Raw genomic sequence first — 17530 nt, 5'->3', positions numbered from 1 at the left:
GGAGCAGCCCGCACGACCCGACCGCGGCGACTCCCGCAATCATCGGCAGCGCGGCAGGGTGGGGCAGCGCGAGCACCAGCGCACCCCACCCCGCCGCCGCCGGCGCCGCCAGCCGCACGTCGATCACCCCGCCACCACGCTCTCCCGCAGCGCCTCGAGCTTCTTCTCGCCGATCCCCGGCACGTCGAGAAGGTCTTCGACGGCGGCGAACCGCCCGTGCTCGTCGCGCCACGCCAGAATCGCGGCGCTCGTCGCCGGCCCGACGCCCGACAGCGTCTCGAGGGTCGCGGCGTCGGCGGTGTTGAGGTCGACCATGCCCGAAGGCGCCGACGACGACGACGTGCCGGCTGGCGGCACCGGCGAAGCCGACTCCCCCACCTTCGGCACCACGATCTGCTCCCCGTCGGCGACCGTGCGAGCGAGGTTCAGCGCTGTCTGGTCGGCATCGTCGCGAAACCCGCCGGCCTGGGCCACCACGTCGACCGCCCGCGACCCGGACGCCACCTCGTACAGTCCGGGCCGCTCGACCCGCCCCAGGATGTGCACGAACACCCGCCCCGGCGAAGGTGTCGAGAGCGCCGGGGCCGGCGTCGTGAACGACGACACGGGCGCAGGAACATCGGCTACCGCCTGCCGCCCCGCCGTGATGGCCGACACCGCCACCACGATCCCGACCAGGACCACCGCCGCCACGACCGCCGCGCCCACGGCCACCCGCCACCGCGGCGCCGACCCCGGCTCGCGGAAGTCCGGCGTGCGCCCCTCTGAACTGCTCATGCGGCCACGCTAGGAAAGCGGCGGCCCCGGAGACGACGGAGCCGCCGATCTGTGCAGAGATCGGCGGCTCCGAGGCCCTGTGGAGAACAGGACGACAGCGTTACTTCACGGCGATGTTCACCACGCGCGGCGCCCGCACGATCACGTTGACGATCTCTTTGTCGCCGACGGCGCGCCTCACGGCCGCCGACTCGCGAGCCAAGGCCTCCAGCTCGTCGGCGCCGATCTTCGGCGAGACCTCGAGACGGTCGCGCACCTTGCCGTTGACCTGGATCACCGCGGTGACGCTGGTCTCGACGAGCAGCGTCGGGTCGGCCTTGCGCCAGCCGAAGGTCGCGACGTCGGAGTCGTAGCCGAGGCGCTCCCACATCTCGGCCGCGGTGTGCGGCGAGAACAGCGACAGAGCGAGAGCCACGGTCTCGGTGGCCTCTCGCACGGCCGGGTCGGCGGGGCCCGCGCCGGAGTCGACGGCCTTGCGGATCGTGTTGACGAGCTCCATGAGGCGCGCGACGACGACGTTGAACTTGAACGCCTCGACCAGGCTCGGGGCCTCCGACAGGAAGCGGTGCGTCGAGCGGCGGAGGTTCTGGTCGCCCTCGGCCCACACGGCGTCGGGCGTCGAGGCGACGTCGTTCGCCAGGCGGAAGGCCCGCGCCAGGAACTTGGCGGCGCCGGCGGGCGACACGTCTTCCCAGTTGATGTCGTCTTCGGGCGGGCCGGCGAACGCCATGGTGAGCCGGATCGCGTCGACGCCGTGCTCGGCGAGCTCGTCGCTCAGGTTGACGCCGCCCTTTGACTTCGACATCTTCGAGCCGCCCGAGAGCACCATGCCCTGGTTCAGCAGCGCGCTGAAGGGCTCGGTGAAGCCCACGTAGCCGAGGTCGAACAGCACCTTGGTGATGAAGCGCGCGTACAGCAGGTGCAGGATCGCATGCTCGACACCGCCGACGTACTGGTCGACGGGCGCCCACTTGTCGGCCTCCTTCGGGTCGAAGGCCATGGTGTCGTCGTTCGGGTTGAGGTAGCGCAGGTAATACCACGACGAGTCGACGAAGGTGTCCATCGTGTCGGGGTCGCGGAGGGCCGGACTGCCGTCGCGAGGGTCCTCGACGGTGACCCACTCGGTGGCGGCGCCCAGCGGCGACTGGCCCTTGGGCTTGAGGTCGAGGCCCTCGGTCGACGGCAGCTCGACGGGGAGCTGGTCGAGCGGAACAGGGATCTCGACGCCGTCGGCGCCGTGGATGATCGGGATCGGGGTGCCCCAGAAGCGCTGGCGCGAGATGAGCCAGTCCCGGAGGCGGTACGTCTTGGCGGCGCGGCCGTCGCCGGCGGTCTCCAGCGCCTCGATGATGCGCTTGATGCCGTTCGACTTGCTCAGCCCGGTGAAGACGCCCGAGTTCAGCAGGCGGCCCTCGCCGGTCAGGGCGGTGCCCGTCTCGGCGGGGTCGGTCGGCTCCAGATCGTCGGGCAGGATCGCCTGGCCGTTCTCGTCCAGCTCGAGCGCGGGGATCACACCGGTCACGGGCGCGTTCACGTCGACGACGACGCGCACGGGCAGGTCGTACTTCAGGGCGAAGTCGAGGTCGCGCTGGTCGTGCGCCGGCACGGCCATGACGGCGCCGTGGCCGTAGTCGGGCAGGACGTAGTCGGCGGCCCACACCGGGATCCGCTCGCCGGTCAGCGGGTTCTTGGCGTAGCGGCCGAGGAAGACGCCCTGCTTCGGGCGGTCGGCGGTCTGGCGCTCGATCTCGGTGCTCTTCTGCACCTCGGTCAGGAATGCCTGGAACGTCTCGGCGATCGCGGCGTCGTCCGCGCCGGCGACGAGCTCCGCCGCCAGGTCGGACTCCGGCGCGACGACCATGAAGGTGACGCCGTGCAGGGTGTCGGGGCGCGTCGTGAAGACCGTGATCTTCTCGGCGCGGCCCTCGACGGCGAAGTCGACGTCGGCACCCGTCGAGCGGCCGATCCAGTTGCGCTGCATCGCCAGCACCTTCGACGGCCAGCGGCCCTCGAGCTGGTTCAGGTCGTCGAGCAGGCGGTCGGCGTAGTCGGTGATCTTGAAGTACCACTGCGTGAGCTTCTTCTTCACCACGACGGCGCCCGAGCGGTCGGACGTGCCGTCGGCGAGCACCTGCTCGTTGGCGAGGACGGTCTGGTCCACAGGGTCCCAGTTGACCCAGCTGTCTTTCCGGTAGGCCAGGCCCTTCTCGTACATCTTGAGGAACAGCCACTGGTTCCACTTGTAGTACTCGGGGTCGGAGGTGTGGATCTCGCGGGTCCAGTCGACCGACACGCCGTACGCCTTCATGGCGGCGCGCTGCTGGTCGATGTTCGCGTACGTCCACTCGCGAGGGTCGGTGCCGCGCTTGATCGCGGCGTTCTCGGCGGGCAGCCCGAAGCTGTCCCAGCCCACGGGGTGCAGCACCTGGAAGCCCTGCTGCCACCAGTAGCGGGCCACGATGTCGCCGAACGCGAACGCCTCGGCGTGACCCATGTGCAGGTCGCCCGACGGGTACGAGAACATGTCCATGATGTACTTGCGCGGGCGCTTGTCGGTCGGGTCGTCGATCGTGAACGGCTGGCGCTCCTCCCAGACGGCCTGCCACTTCGTCTGCAGGGCGGCGAAGTCGTAGGCGTTCGGGTCGACGACGGTCGACTCGCCGTCATCGCCGGCGGCGTCGGTCGTCAGGTTCTGCTCGTGCTCGTGTGCCACGGAGGTTCTCAATTCACGTCTGGGGGTGCGGGCCCAGGAGCGCATCGCACTGGCGACGCCGCGGACCCAAGGATCTAGATTAGCGAGTCCGGCACGCCGGAGGCGCCGAGGGCGGTCAGCAGGGCGCGGGCCTTGATCGCGACCTCGGCCAGCTCGTCGGCCGGGTCGGACTCGTTCGTGATCCCGCCGCCGACGCCGACGCCGGCCTCGCCGGTGGGGAGGTCGAGCACGATCGACCGGATCACGACGGCCAGGTCGACCGTGCCGTCGAATCCGAACCGCCCCGCGACCCCCGAGTAGAGTCCGCGGGGCCCGGCCTCCAGCTCCGCCAGGATCCGCACCACGCTGTGCTTCGGCGCCCCGGTCATCGACCCCGGCGGGAACGTCGCCCGCAGCACGTCGATGCCGGTGAGCTCGGGCCGCACCACGGCCGTGACCGTGCTGACGAGCTGGTGCACGTGCTCGAAGCCCTCGACGGCGAACAGCGACGACACGGCGACGTGCTCGGGCCGCGACACCCGCGAGAGGTCGTTGCGCATGAGGTCGACGATCATGAGGTTCTCGGCGCGCTCCTTGCGGTTCGACGCGAGTTCCTGCGCCCGGGCCTCGTCGAGTCGCGAATCGGCCGAGCGCTCGCGAGTGCCCTTGATCGGCGACGTCGAGACCCGGCCCTCGGCATCGATGCGCAGGAACTCCTCGGGACTCGCCCCCAGCACGGCCGTCTCGCCGAGCCTGATGAACGACGCCCTCGGCGCCGGAGACGACCGCCGCAGCCGCGCGTAGAGGTCGAGGTCGCTCTCGCCGGTCACGACGGAGGCGCTCGTCGTCAGGCAGATGACGAAGGCGTCGCCGCGGTCGATCGCGGCCAGGCAGCCGGCGATCAGGTCGAGGTAGCGGGCGTCGTCGTCGGCCCACGCTGCTGTCGCTCCGGGCGCAGGAACGGCCTTCTGCCGCGGCTCCCGCCCGGGCCACCAGTTCCGCAGAGCCTCGCCGAGCTCCGGCTCAGCGCCCCGCTCCACCAGCTCGACGAGGCCCGTGCCGTGGTCGAACACGAGCGCGCGGTCCACCTCCAGCAGGAGCAGGTCGGGCCGCACCGGGTCGCCGAGGGCCTCGGCCCAGGTCGCGTCGCCGGGCGCGAGCAGCTCGGCCGAGACGCCGTAGCCGACGACGCCCCACCAGCCGAGCGGGTCGGCGTCGGGATCGTCGTCGCGGAGGGAGGCGTCGGCGCGGGCCAGGGCCGCCTCGACGTCGCCGGGCACCGCGGCGCGGGCGTCGAGGCGTCGGCGCCCCCAGCCGACCAGCGAGCGCGCCGGATGACCGGGTGACGGAGCCGCGCCCTCGGCGTCCGCGGCCGCGCCGGCGTCGATCCAGACGACGTCGCCCTCCGCCCCGAACGCGCGGACGACCGCCTCGGGCGTCACCCACCCGGCGAGCGGGGTTCGGGTCGGAGGCTGCCGCATAGGGTTGATTCTATGAACGACGCACCCCCCACCTCGCTGCTCGTGGCGGACTCCCTCCTCGTCGACGGCGGGCTGGCGCTGGCGGCCGGGGTGCACCGGTCGCGGTTCGTCGACTCGGTGCGGGCGCAGGCGCCCGACCTCGCCGATGCGGCGGGACCGTTCTGGGATCGGGCGGTGCGGGGAGTTCCTGCGACCGGGTCCTGGTTTCCGCGGATCACCCTCGACACCTCAGGGACCTTCGACATGTCGCTGCGACGGGCGCCCGTCCGGACGACCTCCGTGGCGCTGCACACCGCGCGTGTCGACCCGCGGACGACTCCCCTGATCAAAGGACCGGACCTCGCGCGCCTCGACGCCCTGCGCCAGGAGGCCGTGCGGGCCGGAGCCGACGAGGCCGTGATCGTCTCGCCCGAGGGACTCGTCGTCGAGGGCGGCTACTCGTCGATCGCGTGGTGGCGGGGCGATGCGCTCTGCGTGGTCGACGACACGCTCGAGCGGCTGCCCGGGGTGACGGAGAACTCGCTCGTGACCGTCGCGACGGCCTTTGGCGTCACCGTGCTGCGGGAGCTCGTCGAGCCGGACGACCTCGCCGACCACGAGGTGTGGAGCCTCGGATCGCTGCACGGGCCCCGGATCGCCACCTCGTGGGTAGGCGGGCCGACGGTCGCCGAGCAGCCCGGGCGCCTGCGGCTGTGGCGGGCGCGGCTGGACGCCCTCAGGCGGCCCGTCCACTCGCACTAGCTTTGTCGCCGGTACTCGATATATTGGGCGCATGCCTCATGCCGATCGCACGTTCGAGACCATCCGCGTCAGCGGAGCCCGCGAGCACAACCTGAAAGACATCAGCGTCGCCATCCCGAAGCGGCAGCTGACCGTCTTCACGGGCGTCTCGGGGTCGGGCAAGAGCTCCCTCGTGTTCGGCACCATCGCGGCTGAGTCGCAGCGGCTGATCAACGAGACCTACAGCGCGTTCGTCCAGGGGTTCATGCCGACGCTGGCCCGTCCCGAGGTTGACGTGCTCGAGGGGCTCACCACCGTCATCATCGTCGACCAGCAGCGCATGGGCTCCGACCCGAGGTCGACGGTGGGCACGGCGACCGACGCCAACGCCATGCTGCGGATCCTCTTCAGCCGGCTCGGCTCGCCTCGAGTGGGCTCCCCCAACGCCTTCTCGTTCAACGTGTCGTCGGTGCGCGGCTCCGGCACCCTCACGGTTCAGAAGGGCGGCGCCTCGAAGGACATCCCGGCGAACTTCTCGCGCAACGGCGGCATGTGCCCGCGCTGCGAGGGCCGGGGGTCGGTCAGCGACATGGACTTCACCGAGCTCTACGACGACTCGAAGTCGCTGATCGACGGCGCCGTCCGAGTGCCGGGCTACACCGGCGACGGCTGGATGATGCGCGTCTACATCGAGTCGGGCTTCCTCGACGGCGCGAAGCCGATCCGCGACTACACCGAGGTCGAGCTGAACGACTTCCTCTACCGCGAGCCGACCAAGGTCAAGATCAACGGCATCAACCTCACCTACGAGGGGCTGGTGCCCAAGCTCCAGAGGTCGATGCTCTCGAAGGACCGCGAGTCGATGCAGCCGCACATCCGCGCCTTCGTCGACCGAGCCGTGACCTTCACCTCCTGCCCCGACTGCGGTGGCACCCGGCTGAACGAGGCCGCGCGCTCGTCGCTCATCGACGGCATCAGCATCGCCGACGCCTGCTCGATGCAGATCAGCGACCTCGCCGAGTGGGTCCACGCGCTGGACGAGCCGTCGGTCGCCCCGCTGCTCCAGTCGCTGCGGCAGGTGCTGCACTCGTTCGTCGAGATCGGACTCGGCTACCTCTCGCTCGACCGCGCCACCGGCACGCTGTCGGGCGGCGAGGCCCAGCGCGTGAAGATGGTCCGCCACCTCGGCTCGGCGCTCACCGACATCACCTACGTCTTCGACGAGCCGACCACCGGCCTGCATCCGCACGACATCCAGCGGATGAACGAGCTCCTCCTGCGACTGCGCGACAAGGGCAACACGGTACTGGTCGTCGAGCACAAGCCCGAGACCATCGCGATCGCCGACCATGTCGTCGACCTCGGGCCGGGTGCCGGCGCGAACGGCGGCACGGTGTGCTTCGAGGGCACGGTCGACGGCCTGCGCGGCGCCGACACGGTGACCGGCCGGCACCTCGACGACCGGGCGGCGCTCAAGTCGACGGTCCGAACGCCGACGGGGTCGATCGCGGTGCGCGGAGCCACCACGCACAACCTCCAGGGCGTCGACGTCGACGTGCCGCTCGGAGTGCTGACCGTCGTGACGGGCGTCGCGGGCTCGGGCAAGAGCTCGCTGATCCATGGCTCGGTATCCGTGGGCGACGACGTCATCTCGGTCGACCAGAGTCCCATCCGCGGATCCCGCCGCAGCAACCCGGCGACCTACTCCGGGCTCCTCGAGCCGATCCGCAAGGCGTTCGCCAAGGCCAACGGCGTCAAGCCGGCCCTCTTCAGCTCGAACTCGGAAGGGGCCTGCCCGACCTGCGGCGGCGCCGGCGTGATCTACACCGACCTGGGCATCATGGCGACGGTCTCGACCGTCTGCGACGACTGCGAGGGCAGACGGTTCGACTCGTCCGTGCTCGACTACACCCTCGGGGGTCGCGACATCTCCGAGGTGCTGGCCATGTCGGTCGCGGACGCCGAGGAGTTCTTCGCCGCCGGTGCGGCGAAGACGCCGGCGGCCCACGCGATCCTGCGCCGGCTCGCCGACGTCGGGCTCGGCTACCTCACCATCGGCCAGCCGCTGACCACGCTCTCGGGAGGAGAGCGGCAGCGCCTCAAGCTCGCGGTGCACATGGGCGAGAAGGGCAGCGTGCTCGTGCTCGACGAGCCCACCACGGGCCTTCACCTCGCTGACGTGCAGCAGCTGCTCGCGCTGCTCGACCGCCTGGTCGACTCGGGCAGGTCGGTCATCGTCATCGAGCACCACCAGGCCGTGATGGCCCACGCAGACCGCATCATCGACGTCGGGCCGGGCGCCGGCCACGACGGAGGGCGCATCGTCTTCGAGGGCACGCCCGCCGAGCTCGTCGCCGACCGGTCGACGCTCACGGGGCAGCACCTCGCCACCTACGTCGGGGCGTAGCGCGCCGCCACGGCCGCGCGGTCCGGACCACGTCGAGAGTGCGCTCTTCGTCGCCAGCGGCACCGATATCGACACAGTGCGCACTCTCGGCGACGAGCCGAGAGGGCCGACACGGAGCCGGCTAGGCGAATCGGCCGCCGACGAGGCGCAGCCGCCGCGTCACCAACGCTGACGGAACCGGCACGTGCGAGATGAGCACGACGGTCGTCCCGTCGGCCTCGGCGGCCCGCAGCAGGTCGGCGATCAGGGCGTCCGCCAGGTCGGGGTCGACCCCGGCGGCGGGCTCGTCGAGAACCAGCACCGGGAACCCGCGCAGCAGCGCCCGGGCCAGCGCGAGCCGCTGCGCCTGGCCGCCCGAGATGAGCGCGCCGCGTTCGCCGGGACGCGCGTCGAGCCCGCCGCGCGACTCGAGCCACTCGCCGAGGCCGACCCGGGCGAGCACGGCCTCCAGCTCGGCGTCGGTCGAGGTGTCGCGCGCGAACAGCAGATTCTGCCGCACGTTCTCGTCGAACACGTACGGGGTCTGCTCCAGGAGCCCGACGGTGGCGCGCGCGTCGGCCGGCCGCACCGTCCGGGCATCGACCCCGCCGATCTCATACGAGCCGCAGTAGTCCACGAACCTCACGAGCACCGAGGCTAGGGTCGACTTGCCGGCGCCGCTGGGACCCTCGACGACGATCCGCTCCCCCACGGCGACCTCGAGGTCGAGACCTCGGAGCGCAGGAACTCCCGCCCCCGGCCACGTCGCTGCCACCCCCCTGAGGCGCAGGGCGACCGCTCCCGGCCCACCCAGCCCGAGGGGCTCGGGAGCCGCGGCGTCGTCGGAGTCGTCGTCGAGCACCACGCCGGCCGGCACCTCGGCCGGCGCCGCCGTGTCGACGCGTGCGGCGCTGGCGCGGACCTTGCGCCAGGCGAGCACCGCGACGGGCACGGCGCCGACGACCTCGAAGACGGCGAGCGGCACGAGGGCGACGAGGGCGAGCTCCGGGCCGAGCAGGCCGTGCCCGACGGTCGGGGCGGCGGCGGCGATCGCGCCCAGCACGGTGGCTCCGGAGACGAGTGCGATGAGGGCGGTCACCACGCCGGAGGTGGAGGCCCGCGTGAGCGCCACGGTCCGGAGCCGCGAGTCGAGGTCCGTCATCCTCTGGAGCTGGGCATCGACGGCGTCGAACGCGACAAGCACATCGAGGTTCTGGACCGTGTCGAGGATCGCGGCCGAGAGGTCGCCTCGGAGCCCGGCGAGGTCGCGTTCGCTGCGGCGGGCGAGCACGGTGGCGACGAGGCAGCCGACGCCGAACGCGATGACGAGTCCGGCGAGGAGCACGACCCCGGCCGCCGGCGAGAAGACGAGCACGACGACGACCGCGGCCAGCGCCGACAGGCCCGAGATGACGAGGGGCTGCACGACGCGCAGCGGCAGATCCTGGAGGGCGTCGACGTCCGACACGACGCGGCTCAGCAGGTCGCCGCGCGACGTGCGGCCGAGCCCGGCCGGAGCTACCCGCACGAGCCGTCGGTAGAGCGTCGTGCGCACGGTCGCGAGCTGACGGAAGGCGGCGTCGTGGCTGAGGAGGCGTTCCAGATACCGGAAGAGCGCGCGGGTGAGCGAGAACAGCCGGACCGACACGATGGCGATCGACAGGTAGAGGATCGGCGGCTGCTCGGCGGCGCGCGTGATCAGGTAAGCGCTGGTGGCGAGGAGGGCGACGCCGCTGAGCGCGCTGAGGGCCCCCGCCGCGAGTCCGCGCCAGCTGCGCGACAGCGGCGGCTGCGCGGTCCGGATGATCGAGTCGGTCATGCTCTCACTCCGGCGGTCCGTCCCTGCTCGACCAGTCCCGCGGGGGTGAGCGTGAGCACCCGGTCGGCGGCCGCGGCGACCGCCGGTCGGTGCGTGACGACCAGCACGGCGACGCCGCTCGCCGCGACCGACCTCAGGCCGGCGACCAGGAGAAGCTCCGTCTCGGAGTCGAGGGCCGACGTCGGCTCGTCGACGAGGAGCAGTCGGGCGCCGAGCTGACGCACCCGGTAGATCGCCCGCGCGAGAGCCACCCGCTGCGCCTGGCCGCCCGAGAGACCCGCACCGCCGGCGTCGATCACGGCGTCGAGGTCGACGTCGGAGCCCGCCGCGGTGTCGAGGGCGGCGCGCACCGCGTCACGATCGAGAGCCGCGCCGAGCGCCACGTTCGAGGCCACCGTGCCCCTCATCAGGCCCGGCCTCTGGCCCGACCACGCGACATCGGCGCGCGAGGGCGCACCCGACGCAGCACCGGCCCACCGCACCGCGCCGTCGAATGCGACGGTGCCGAGAAGAGCAGCGACGAGGCTCGACTTGCCCACGCCGCTGGGGCCGGCGATCGCTGTGATCTCGCCGATCGGCACGTCGAGGTCGACGCCGTCGAACACGCTCCGCCCCTCGTAGGCCACCGAGAGCCCGCGGACCTCGAGACCGACGGCGCCGACGGCGAAACCTGCCGACGGCACGGCCGAAGACGCCGGGGGCGCAGGAACTGCCCGCCCGCCGTCGGGCTCCTCCAGCACCGCGAAGACCTCCTCGGCCGCCGCCACGCCGTCCGCCGCCGCATGGAAGTGGGCGCCGACCTGGCGCAGCGGCAGGTAGGCCTCGGGCGTGAGCAGCAGGAGGAAGAGGCCGAGGGGCAGCAGCATCGATCCTTCGACCAGCCGGATGCCGATCGTGACGGCGACGATGGCGACCGACAGCGACGCCGCCATCTCGAGTGCGAAGCCCGAGAGGAAGGACACCTGCAGCACCTTCATCGTCTCGCGGCGGTACTCGCCGGTGATGTCGCCGATGCGTCGCACCTGACGCCGTTCGCGTCCGAAGACCTTGAGCGTGGAGAGGCCGCTCACGGCGTCGAGGAACGATGACGCGAGCTTCGCCAGGCGATCCCACTGACGGGCCTGGGCCGACCGGGTGGTCCACCCGATGAGAACCATGAAGACGGGGATGAGCGGCAGGGTGACGACGACGATGATGCCCGACAGGAGATCCTGCGAGAACATCACGACGACCAGGATCGGCGTCGCCAGAGCCGTGAGGATCAGCTGGGGGACGTACTTCGCGAAGTAGTCGTCGAGGGCGTCGAGGCCGGGGCCTGTCAGCGTCGCGAGTCGCGCCGAGCCCGTCTTCGCCACCCAGCCGCCACCGCGCCGGACGACCGCGTCGACGACCTGGCCTCGGAGCTCGCTCTTGACCCGGACGGCCGTGCGCGTCGCCAGCGACTCCAGCCCCCAGATCAGCACCGACCGGACGACCACGGTGATGCCGATGCCGACGAGATAGCCGGGAAGGCGGTCGGCGTGGCCGTCGACGACGGTCACCACGGCACGCGAGACGAAGAACGCGAACGCCACGGTCGCGATGGTCTGGACCACGCCGAGGACGGCGCCCAGGCCGAGGAAGCCGCGCACGCTCCGGGCGTAGCGGAGGAGCCTCGGATCGAGGGGCTTCACGATGACGGTGCCTTCACGAGATCAGTGCGCCGAGGCGGTGACGACCGCCCGGGTGACCCGCTTGCGGAACATCCAGTAGGTGAACCCCTGGTAGAGCAGGATCAGCGGCACGAAGATCAACGAGATCCAGCTCATCAGCTGGAGCGTGTACGTGCCGCTCGCCGCGTTCTCGATGGTCATCGTGTTGGCCGGATCGTTCGTCGCGACGAGGACGTTCGGGAACAGCGTCGCGAACAGGCTGGCCACGACGGCGGTGATGGTCAGCGCCATGAAGCCGAACGCGACACCCTCGCGACCACGGAGGTTGGCGGTGAACGCGACGACCAGAGCGACGACCGCGACCGCGGCGAGGGCCGTCGAGACCGGCGTGCCGAACGCGACGACCGTGGCGACCAGGAACCCGCCGCCGACGACGACCGTGGCGACGCCGACGCGGACCGCGAGCCGACGAGCGCGGAGCCGGATCTCGCCGTCGGTCTTCAGCGCGATGAAGAACGTGCCGTGCAGGAAGAACAGCAGCAGGGTGGCGAGGCCGCCGGCGATCGCGTACCAGTTGAAGAGGTCGCCGAGCGAGCCGATGTAGTCGAAGTTGCTGTCGAGGGCCATGCCGCGCACGATGTTGGCGAACACCACGCCCCAGAGGAACGCCGGGACGACCGACCCGACGAAGATCATCCGGTCGAAGTTGCGCTTCCACCTGTGGTCGGGCCGCTGGTGGCGGTACTCGAACGAGACGCCGCGCAGGATCAGCGCCAGCAGGATCATCAGCATGATCAGGTAGAAGCCGCTGAACACCGTCGCGTACCACTCCGGGAACGCGGCGAACATGGCGGCGCCGGCGACGATGACCCAGGTCTCGTTGAGATCCCAGACCGGGCCGATGGTGTTGATGAGGACGCGGCGGTCGGTGTCGTCGCGGCCGAGGAACGGCAGCGACATCCCGACGCCGAAGTCGAAGCCGTCGAGCACGAAGTAGCCGGTGAAGAACAGGCCGATGAGGAGGAACCAGAGGTCGGGCAGAGTCATGATCGCGCAGTCACTTTCTAGTACACCGTCGCCTCGTGGAGGAGCCTGCCCGTGGTCTCGTCGACCTTCGTGGGCGCTTCGGGGCCCTTCTGCGCCGCCCTGAGGATGAGCCGGAACTCGACGACGGCGAGCGTCGCGTAGATGGCGGTGAAGGCGACCAGCGAGATCAGGACCTCGACACCGGTGGTGCCCGGTGAGACGCCGTCGCTGGTCTTCAGCAGCCCGAACACCAGCCAGGGCTGCCGGCCCATCTCGGTGAAGACCCAGCCGATGACCATCGCGGCGAGCGGGAGCGGGAAGCTCCAGGTCGCGGCTCGCCAGACCCACTTGTTCGCGGGCATGCGGCCCTTGCGGGTGATCCAGAGGCCGACCGCCGAGATGAGGATGGCGATCATGCCGAGGCCCATCATCCAGCGGAAGGACCAGTACGTGACCCAGATGATCGGCGAGTAGTCGCCGGGGCCGTAGGCCGCGGTGTACTGAGCCTGGAGGTTGTTGATGCCCTCGACCGTGCCGTCGAAGGTGTGGGTCGACAGGAACGACAGGAGGTACGGCACCCGGATGCTGAAGAGCTCGTGCACGCCGTCGGGGGTGCCGAGCGTGAAGATCGAGAAGGAGGCGTCGAAGCCCGTCGACGTCTTGTAGAGCGCCTCGGCCGAAGCCATCTTCATCGGCTGGGTCTCGACCATGGCGAGGCCGAGCTGGTCGCCCGAGAGGATGGTGAGAGCACCGGAGGCGATCATCATCCACATGCCGAAGCGGAGGGCCGGACGCATGGTGTCGAGGTTCTGGTTGCGGTGCAGGTGGTACGCGGCGACGGACACGATGACCGCGGCCGACACCATGAAGCAGGCGAACAGCGTGTGCGGGAAGGCGGCCAGCGCGACCTTGTTGGTCAGCACCGCCCAGATGTCGGTGAGCTCGGCGCGGCCCTTGGCCTTGTTGATCTCGAAGCCGACGGGGTGCTGCATGAACGAGTTCGCGCAGATGATGAAGTAGGCCGAGAGGATGCTGCCGATCGTGGCGCCCCAGATCGCCATGAGGTGGATGCGGGCGGAGACGCGGTCCCAGCCGAAGATCCAGACACCCAGGAACGTCGCCTCGAGGAAGAAGGCCAGCAGGCCCTCCAGGGCGAGAGGCGCGCCGAAGACGTCGCCGACGAAGCGGGAGTACTCCGACCAGTTCATTCCGAACTGGAACTCCTGGACGATGCCGGTGACGACGCCCATCGCGAAGTTGATCAGGAAGATCTTGCCGAAGAACTTCGTCAGCTGCAGGTAGTGGGCGCGCCCCGTGCGGTACCAGGCCGTCTGGAACACGGCGACGGTGAAGCCCATGCCGATCGTCAGAGGGACGAACAGGAAGTGGTAGACGGTCGTCAGACCGAACTGCCAGCGGGACAGCAGGAGGGGATCGAGCAGTTCGTTCATGTCGTGCTCACGCGGTGGCGCATGTCGTGCTTCCTCGACCGATAGGGGTGGTGGGTCTCGCCTTCGGGACTTCCAGGACACTTCGACTCTAGGGCGCGGTTCGCGGCAGAACGGGCCGTCGTACCTGCGAAGAACCTGATCACAGGCGGTATTGCTCGACGCCGAGACACCACGACCCGGGCCGTCGACGGCGCACGAACGAGAACGGCCTCCCCGACAGGTGTCGGGGAGGCCGTTCGTGTCGCGGGGCTGGGCTACTTGACGAGGCCCGTGTCGCTGAGGAACTTCTTGGCGATCACAGCGGCCGACGACTTGTCATCGACACTGGTCGTGTTGAGATCGATCAGCGCGGACTGCGTGAGCTTCGCGTTGACGTCCTCGATGATCCCGGCCGCCTTCGAGTCGACCTTGGAGTCGACCACGGGGATGACGTGCTGGGGCAGGATCATGTTCTCGGGGTCTTCCAAGCTGACGAAGTCGTTCGCCTTGATCGCCGGGCTGGCCGAGTAGATGTCGGCGAGCTGGACCTGGCCGTTCTTGAGCGCGGCGACGGTGTTCGCTCCGCCCGAGTCGGCGATGGCCTTCAGCGTCGCGGTCGCGCCGTAGACGCTCTTCAGGCCGGTGATGCCGTAGGGGCGGGTCTGGAACTCGGCGTTGGCGCCGACGACGAGCTTGCCGGAGTAGTCCTTGAGGTCGGCGAGGCTCGTGATGTCGTTCTTCGTCGAGAAGTCCTTCGTCACGGTGTAGGTGTCCTGGTCGGTCGCCTCGGCGGCCTTGAGGGTCTTCAGGCCCGACGGAAGCGCGTCGGGGAGAGCCGACTCGATGTCGGACTCCGACTTGGCGGTCGTCTTGGCGTCGTAGTACTGCAGCAGGCTGCCGCTGTAGTCGGGGATCACGTCGATGGTCCCCTTCTCGAGCTCGGGCAGGTATACGCTGCGCTGGCCGATGTTGAACTGGCGGTCGACCTTGAAGCCGGCGTTCTCGAGAGCCTGCGCGTATGCCTCCGCGATGATCTCGTTCGAGTAGTACTGCTGCGAGCCGATCACGATGGTGTCGCCCGAGGCGCTGGAATCCGATCCCGACTTGAGCGGATCGCCGGACGAGCACCCTGCCAGGGCGACCATAGCCCCGATCGCGACTGCGCCCACCAGGGCGAGTCGGCCTCTCTTCGCTGTGAACATCACTTGTTTCCTTCCTGGAGTGGAGAACCCACTACCGAGCGGGAGCGGGTTGCTCCCGACCGGTCGTTCTGAGGTCGTATCGCGCGGACACCCGCGGGCACGACGAGGCGCTGGATGATCGAGTAGACGATCTCCAGGACGACCGCCAAGGCGACGACGAGGATGGCGCCGACGAGGGTGGTCGGGTAGTCGTTGGTGCCGAGGCCGAGGAAGATGAAGCTTCCGAGCCCCTCGGCGCCGACGTAGTAGGCGAGGGTAGCCGTGGCGACGATCTGAAGCGTCGCCGACCGGAGTCCTCCGATGATCAGCGGCAGCCCGAGGGGCACCTCCACCTGGCGGAGGATCTGCCACTCGGTCATGCCCATGGCGCGGGCCGCGTCGATGGTCTTCCGGTCGACCGCCTCGAGGCCCGAGTAGGCACCCGCCAGGATCGACGGGATCGCCAGGATCACGAACGCGATGAGCGGCGCGCGGAGGCCGATGCCGATCAAGACGGCCAGCAGTGTGATCACACCCAGCGTGGGCAGCGCCCTGGCTCCACCCGAGATCAGGACCGCCGCCTGGCGACCGCGGCCCGTGTGGCCGATGAGCAGGCCGATGGGGAGCGCGATCGCAGCCGAGATTACGAGCGCGAGGAGGGTGTACCAGAGGTGCTCGCCCAGGCGCGACCCGATCGGGTTCGCCGCCGACGCGCTCCAGTTGACCGGGTTGAGGATGAAGGCGAAAGCCGAGCCGAAGTAGTTCATGCGGTTGCCAGGACCCTTCGCGCGGCTCGTCGGCTGGGTGTCGCCGTCGCCCTGGTCCACGGCATGAGCGCGCGCCCGAGCAGCACGAGGAGCGCGTCGAGGATGAGGGCCATGACGACGACGAGGACGATGCCCGTCACGATCTCGGGGATGATCGCGCGCTGCAGTCCGTCGGTGAAGAGCAGGCCGAGCCCGTTGACGCCGAGCACGCCTCCGACGGTCACGAGGCTGACCGTGCTCACGACGACGACGCGCATGCCGGCGAGCAGGACCGGACCGGCCAGGGGGAAGTCGACCGACCAGAAGCGACCCCAGGGGCTGAACCCGACGGCGGTGGCCGACTGGCGGACATCCGGCTCGACCGCTTCGAGAGCGTCGGCCGTCGACCGGACCATCAGGGCCATGCCGTAGAGCGTGAGGACGACGATCACGTTCACGGGACTCCGGAGGCCCGTCCCGATGAACAGCGGCAGCACGATCAGGAGCGGCAGCGACGGGATCGCGTACAGCAGGCCGGCGACCGTGAGGAGGACGCCGCGCACGGGCCGGTACCGGTTGGCGACCCAGCCGAGCGGAACGCTCAGCACGAACGAGAGGATGATCGGCGGGATGCTGAGCTGCAGGTGGGCCAGTGCCGAGTCGCCCACGTACGAGGCGTTCTGGACGACCCAGTTCACGGCTGGGCCCGACCGCCGGCTGCCGGGACCGACCCGGTGAGCGTTCCGGCGGGCCGACCGTCGTCGTCGACGAGGATGGAGCCGGTGGCGGTCTCCTCGATGTGCAGCGCGCGCTTGCCGCGGTTCGCCCCGATGAAGTTGGCGACGAAGTCGTCGGCGGGGTCGGCGAGGATCTCGGCGGGCGAGCCGACCTGCGCGATGTGGCCGCCCTTCTTCAGGATCACGACCTGGTCGCCGAGGTAGAAGGCCTCGTCGATGTCGTGCGTGACGAAGACGACGGTCTTGTCGAGGTCGCGCTGAAGGCGGATCAGCTCCTCTTGGAGGTCGGAGCGCACGAGCGGGTCGACGGCTCCGAACGGCTCGTCCATCAGCAGGATGTTCGGGTCGACGGCGAGACCGCGGGCGACGCCCACACGCTGCTGCTGACCGCCCGAGAGCTGACTCGGGTAGCGGTCGGCGAAGGCGCGGTCGAGGCCGACGGTGTCCATCAGCTCAAGGGCCTGCAGGCGGGCCTCCCGCTTCTTGACGCCTTTGAGGAGCGGTACGGTCGCGATGTTGTCGACGACCTTGCGGTGCGGAAGGAGCCCGGAGTTCTGCATGACGTAGCCGATGCTGCGACGCAGGCCGACGGGCTCGAGCCCGCCGATGTCTTTGCCGTCGATCTGGATGCTGCCGGACGACGGGTCGACCATGCGGTTGATCATCCGGAGGATGGTGGTCTTGCCGCAGCCGCTGGACCCGACGAAGACGGTGGTCTTCCGTGACGGGATCACGAGGCTGAAATCTTCGACGGCTCGGGTTCCGTCGGGATACTGCTTGGTGACCGAGCGGAACTCGATCATCGCTGTCGTTCAATCATTGCGGTGGCTCATTCCTCGTGGGCAACACGAATCGACACTTGCCAGGGCGTCAACTGAACCAC

General features: G+C 70.1%; 13 protein-coding genes. 2 read left to right on the top strand and 11 right to left on the bottom strand.

Annotation, left to right across the window (positions count from 1 at the left end; genetic code table 11):
* Positions 1–123 precede the first annotated feature (123 nt).
* The 3 genes from AC07TY_RS02290 to AC07TY_RS02280 all read right to left on the bottom strand — a co-directional run bounded on the left by AC07TY_RS02290 (position 124) and on the right by AC07TY_RS02280 (position 4950).
* Positions 124–777 (bottom strand): helix-hairpin-helix domain-containing protein, encoded by a 654-nt coding sequence (locus tag AC07TY_RS02290; RefSeq protein ID WP_488626386.1) that lies wholly within the window; start codon positions 775–777, stop codon positions 124–126.
* 100 nt (positions 778–877) lie between these two features.
* Positions 878–3490, bottom strand: coding sequence for a leucine--tRNA ligase (gene leuS / locus AC07TY_RS02285; protein ID WP_370454039.1), 2613 nt, complete (start codon positions 3488–3490; stop codon positions 878–880).
* Positions 3491–3564: 74 nt separating this feature from the next.
* Positions 3565–4950 carry an anthranilate synthase component I family protein gene (locus AC07TY_RS02280; protein WP_494784221.1) on the bottom strand — a complete coding sequence of 462 codons (1386 nt, stop codon included), beginning with the start codon at positions 4948–4950 and terminating at the stop codon, positions 3565–3567.
* A 12-nt stretch (positions 4951–4962) separates the two neighbouring features.
* Between AC07TY_RS02280 and AC07TY_RS02275 the strand changes: the two genes are divergently transcribed.
* Positions 4963–5691: an aminotransferase class IV gene (locus AC07TY_RS02275; protein ID WP_494784220.1), complete on the top strand. Its 729-nt coding sequence runs from the start codon at positions 4963–4965 to the stop codon at positions 5689–5691.
* Between the two features lie 31 nt (positions 5692–5722).
* Positions 5723–8077 (top strand): ATP-binding cassette domain-containing protein, encoded by a 2355-nt coding sequence (locus AC07TY_RS02270; protein WP_494784219.1) that lies wholly within the window; start codon positions 5723–5725, stop codon positions 8075–8077.
* Positions 8078–8198: 121 nt separating this feature from the next.
* On the opposite strand, the gene cydC is transcribed toward AC07TY_RS02270, so the two are convergent.
* The 8 genes from cydC to AC07TY_RS02230 all read right to left on the bottom strand — a co-directional run bounded on the left by cydC (position 8199) and on the right by AC07TY_RS02230 (position 17450).
* Positions 8199–9875: a thiol reductant ABC exporter subunit CydC gene (gene cydC, locus AC07TY_RS02265; protein WP_494784218.1), complete on the bottom strand. Its 1677-nt coding sequence runs from the start codon at positions 9873–9875 to the stop codon at positions 8199–8201.
* Complete coding sequence (cydD, locus tag AC07TY_RS02260) at positions 9872–11548, bottom strand: thiol reductant ABC exporter subunit CydD (protein WP_494784217.1); 1677 nt, start codon at positions 11546–11548, stop codon at positions 9872–9874. The genes cydC and cydD overlap by 4 nt, the downstream gene beginning before the upstream one ends.
* Before the next feature lie 21 nt (positions 11549–11569).
* The gene (gene cydB, locus AC07TY_RS02255; RefSeq protein WP_488626393.1) at positions 11570–12574 is read right to left on the bottom strand and encodes a cytochrome d ubiquinol oxidase subunit II; all 1005 of its coding nucleotides are present in this window, start codon (positions 12572–12574) and stop codon (positions 11570–11572) included.
* Between the two features lie 17 nt (positions 12575–12591).
* Positions 12592–14004: a cytochrome ubiquinol oxidase subunit I gene (locus AC07TY_RS02250; protein ID WP_494784216.1), complete on the bottom strand. Its 1413-nt coding sequence runs from the start codon at positions 14002–14004 to the stop codon at positions 12592–12594.
* 254 nt (positions 14005–14258) lie between these two features.
* Positions 14259–15185 carry an ABC transporter substrate-binding protein gene (locus AC07TY_RS02245; RefSeq protein WP_123504766.1) on the bottom strand — a complete coding sequence of 309 codons (927 nt, stop codon included), beginning with the start codon at positions 15183–15185 and terminating at the stop codon, positions 14259–14261.
* Positions 15185–15991, bottom strand: coding sequence for an ABC transporter permease (locus tag AC07TY_RS02240; RefSeq protein ID WP_494784215.1), 807 nt, complete (start codon positions 15989–15991; stop codon positions 15185–15187). Before AC07TY_RS02240 ends, AC07TY_RS02245 begins: the two co-directional genes overlap by 1 nt.
* Entirely contained in the window at positions 15928–16608 is a 681-nt protein-coding gene (locus AC07TY_RS02235) for an ABC transporter permease (RefSeq protein WP_123504767.1), read from the bottom strand. Before AC07TY_RS02235 ends, AC07TY_RS02240 begins: the two co-directional genes overlap by 64 nt.
* Positions 16605–17450, bottom strand: coding sequence for an ABC transporter ATP-binding protein (locus AC07TY_RS02230; RefSeq protein ID WP_494784214.1), 846 nt, complete (start codon positions 17448–17450; stop codon positions 16605–16607). Before AC07TY_RS02230 ends, AC07TY_RS02235 begins: the two co-directional genes overlap by 4 nt.
* Between the last annotated feature and the right edge of the window lie 80 nt (positions 17451–17530).

The sequence above is a fragment of the Frondihabitans sp. GW821-FHT04F02 genome (assembly GCF_059420045.1).
The sequence above is the reverse complement of the archived record's forward strand: the minus strand, read 5'-3'. Positions and strand labels throughout refer to the sequence as shown.

Excerpts from the sequence above, each read along its gene's own strand:
- AC07TY_RS02250 (WP_494784216.1), bottom strand. The coding sequence starts at position 14,004 with ATGAACGAACTGCTCGATCCCCTCCTGCTGTCCCGCTGGCAGTTCGGT.
- cydB (WP_488626393.1), bottom strand. The coding sequence starts at position 12,574 with ATGACTCTGCCCGACCTCTGGTTCCTCCTCATCGGCCTGTTCTTCACC.
- AC07TY_RS02245 (WP_123504766.1), bottom strand. The coding sequence starts at position 15,185 with ATGTTCACAGCGAAGAGAGGCCGACTCGCCCTGGTGGGCGCAGTCGCG.
- AC07TY_RS02280 (WP_494784221.1), bottom strand. The coding sequence starts at position 4,950 with ATGCGGCAGCCTCCGACCCGAACCCCGCTCGCCGGGTGGGTGACGCCC.
- AC07TY_RS02230 (WP_494784214.1), bottom strand. The coding sequence starts at position 17,450 with ATGATCGAGTTCCGCTCGGTCACCAAGCAGTATCCCGACGGAACCCGA.
- AC07TY_RS02275 (WP_494784220.1), top strand. The coding sequence starts at position 4,963 with ATGAACGACGCACCCCCCACCTCGCTGCTCGTGGCGGACTCCCTCCTC.
- AC07TY_RS02290 (WP_488626386.1), bottom strand. The coding sequence starts at position 777 with ATGAGCAGTTCAGAGGGGCGCACGCCGGACTTCCGCGAGCCGGGGTCG.
- cydC (WP_494784218.1), bottom strand. The coding sequence starts at position 9,875 with ATGACCGACTCGATCATCCGGACCGCGCAGCCGCCGCTGTCGCGCAGC.
- AC07TY_RS02270 (WP_494784219.1), top strand. The coding sequence starts at position 5,723 with ATGCCTCATGCCGATCGCACGTTCGAGACCATCCGCGTCAGCGGAGCC.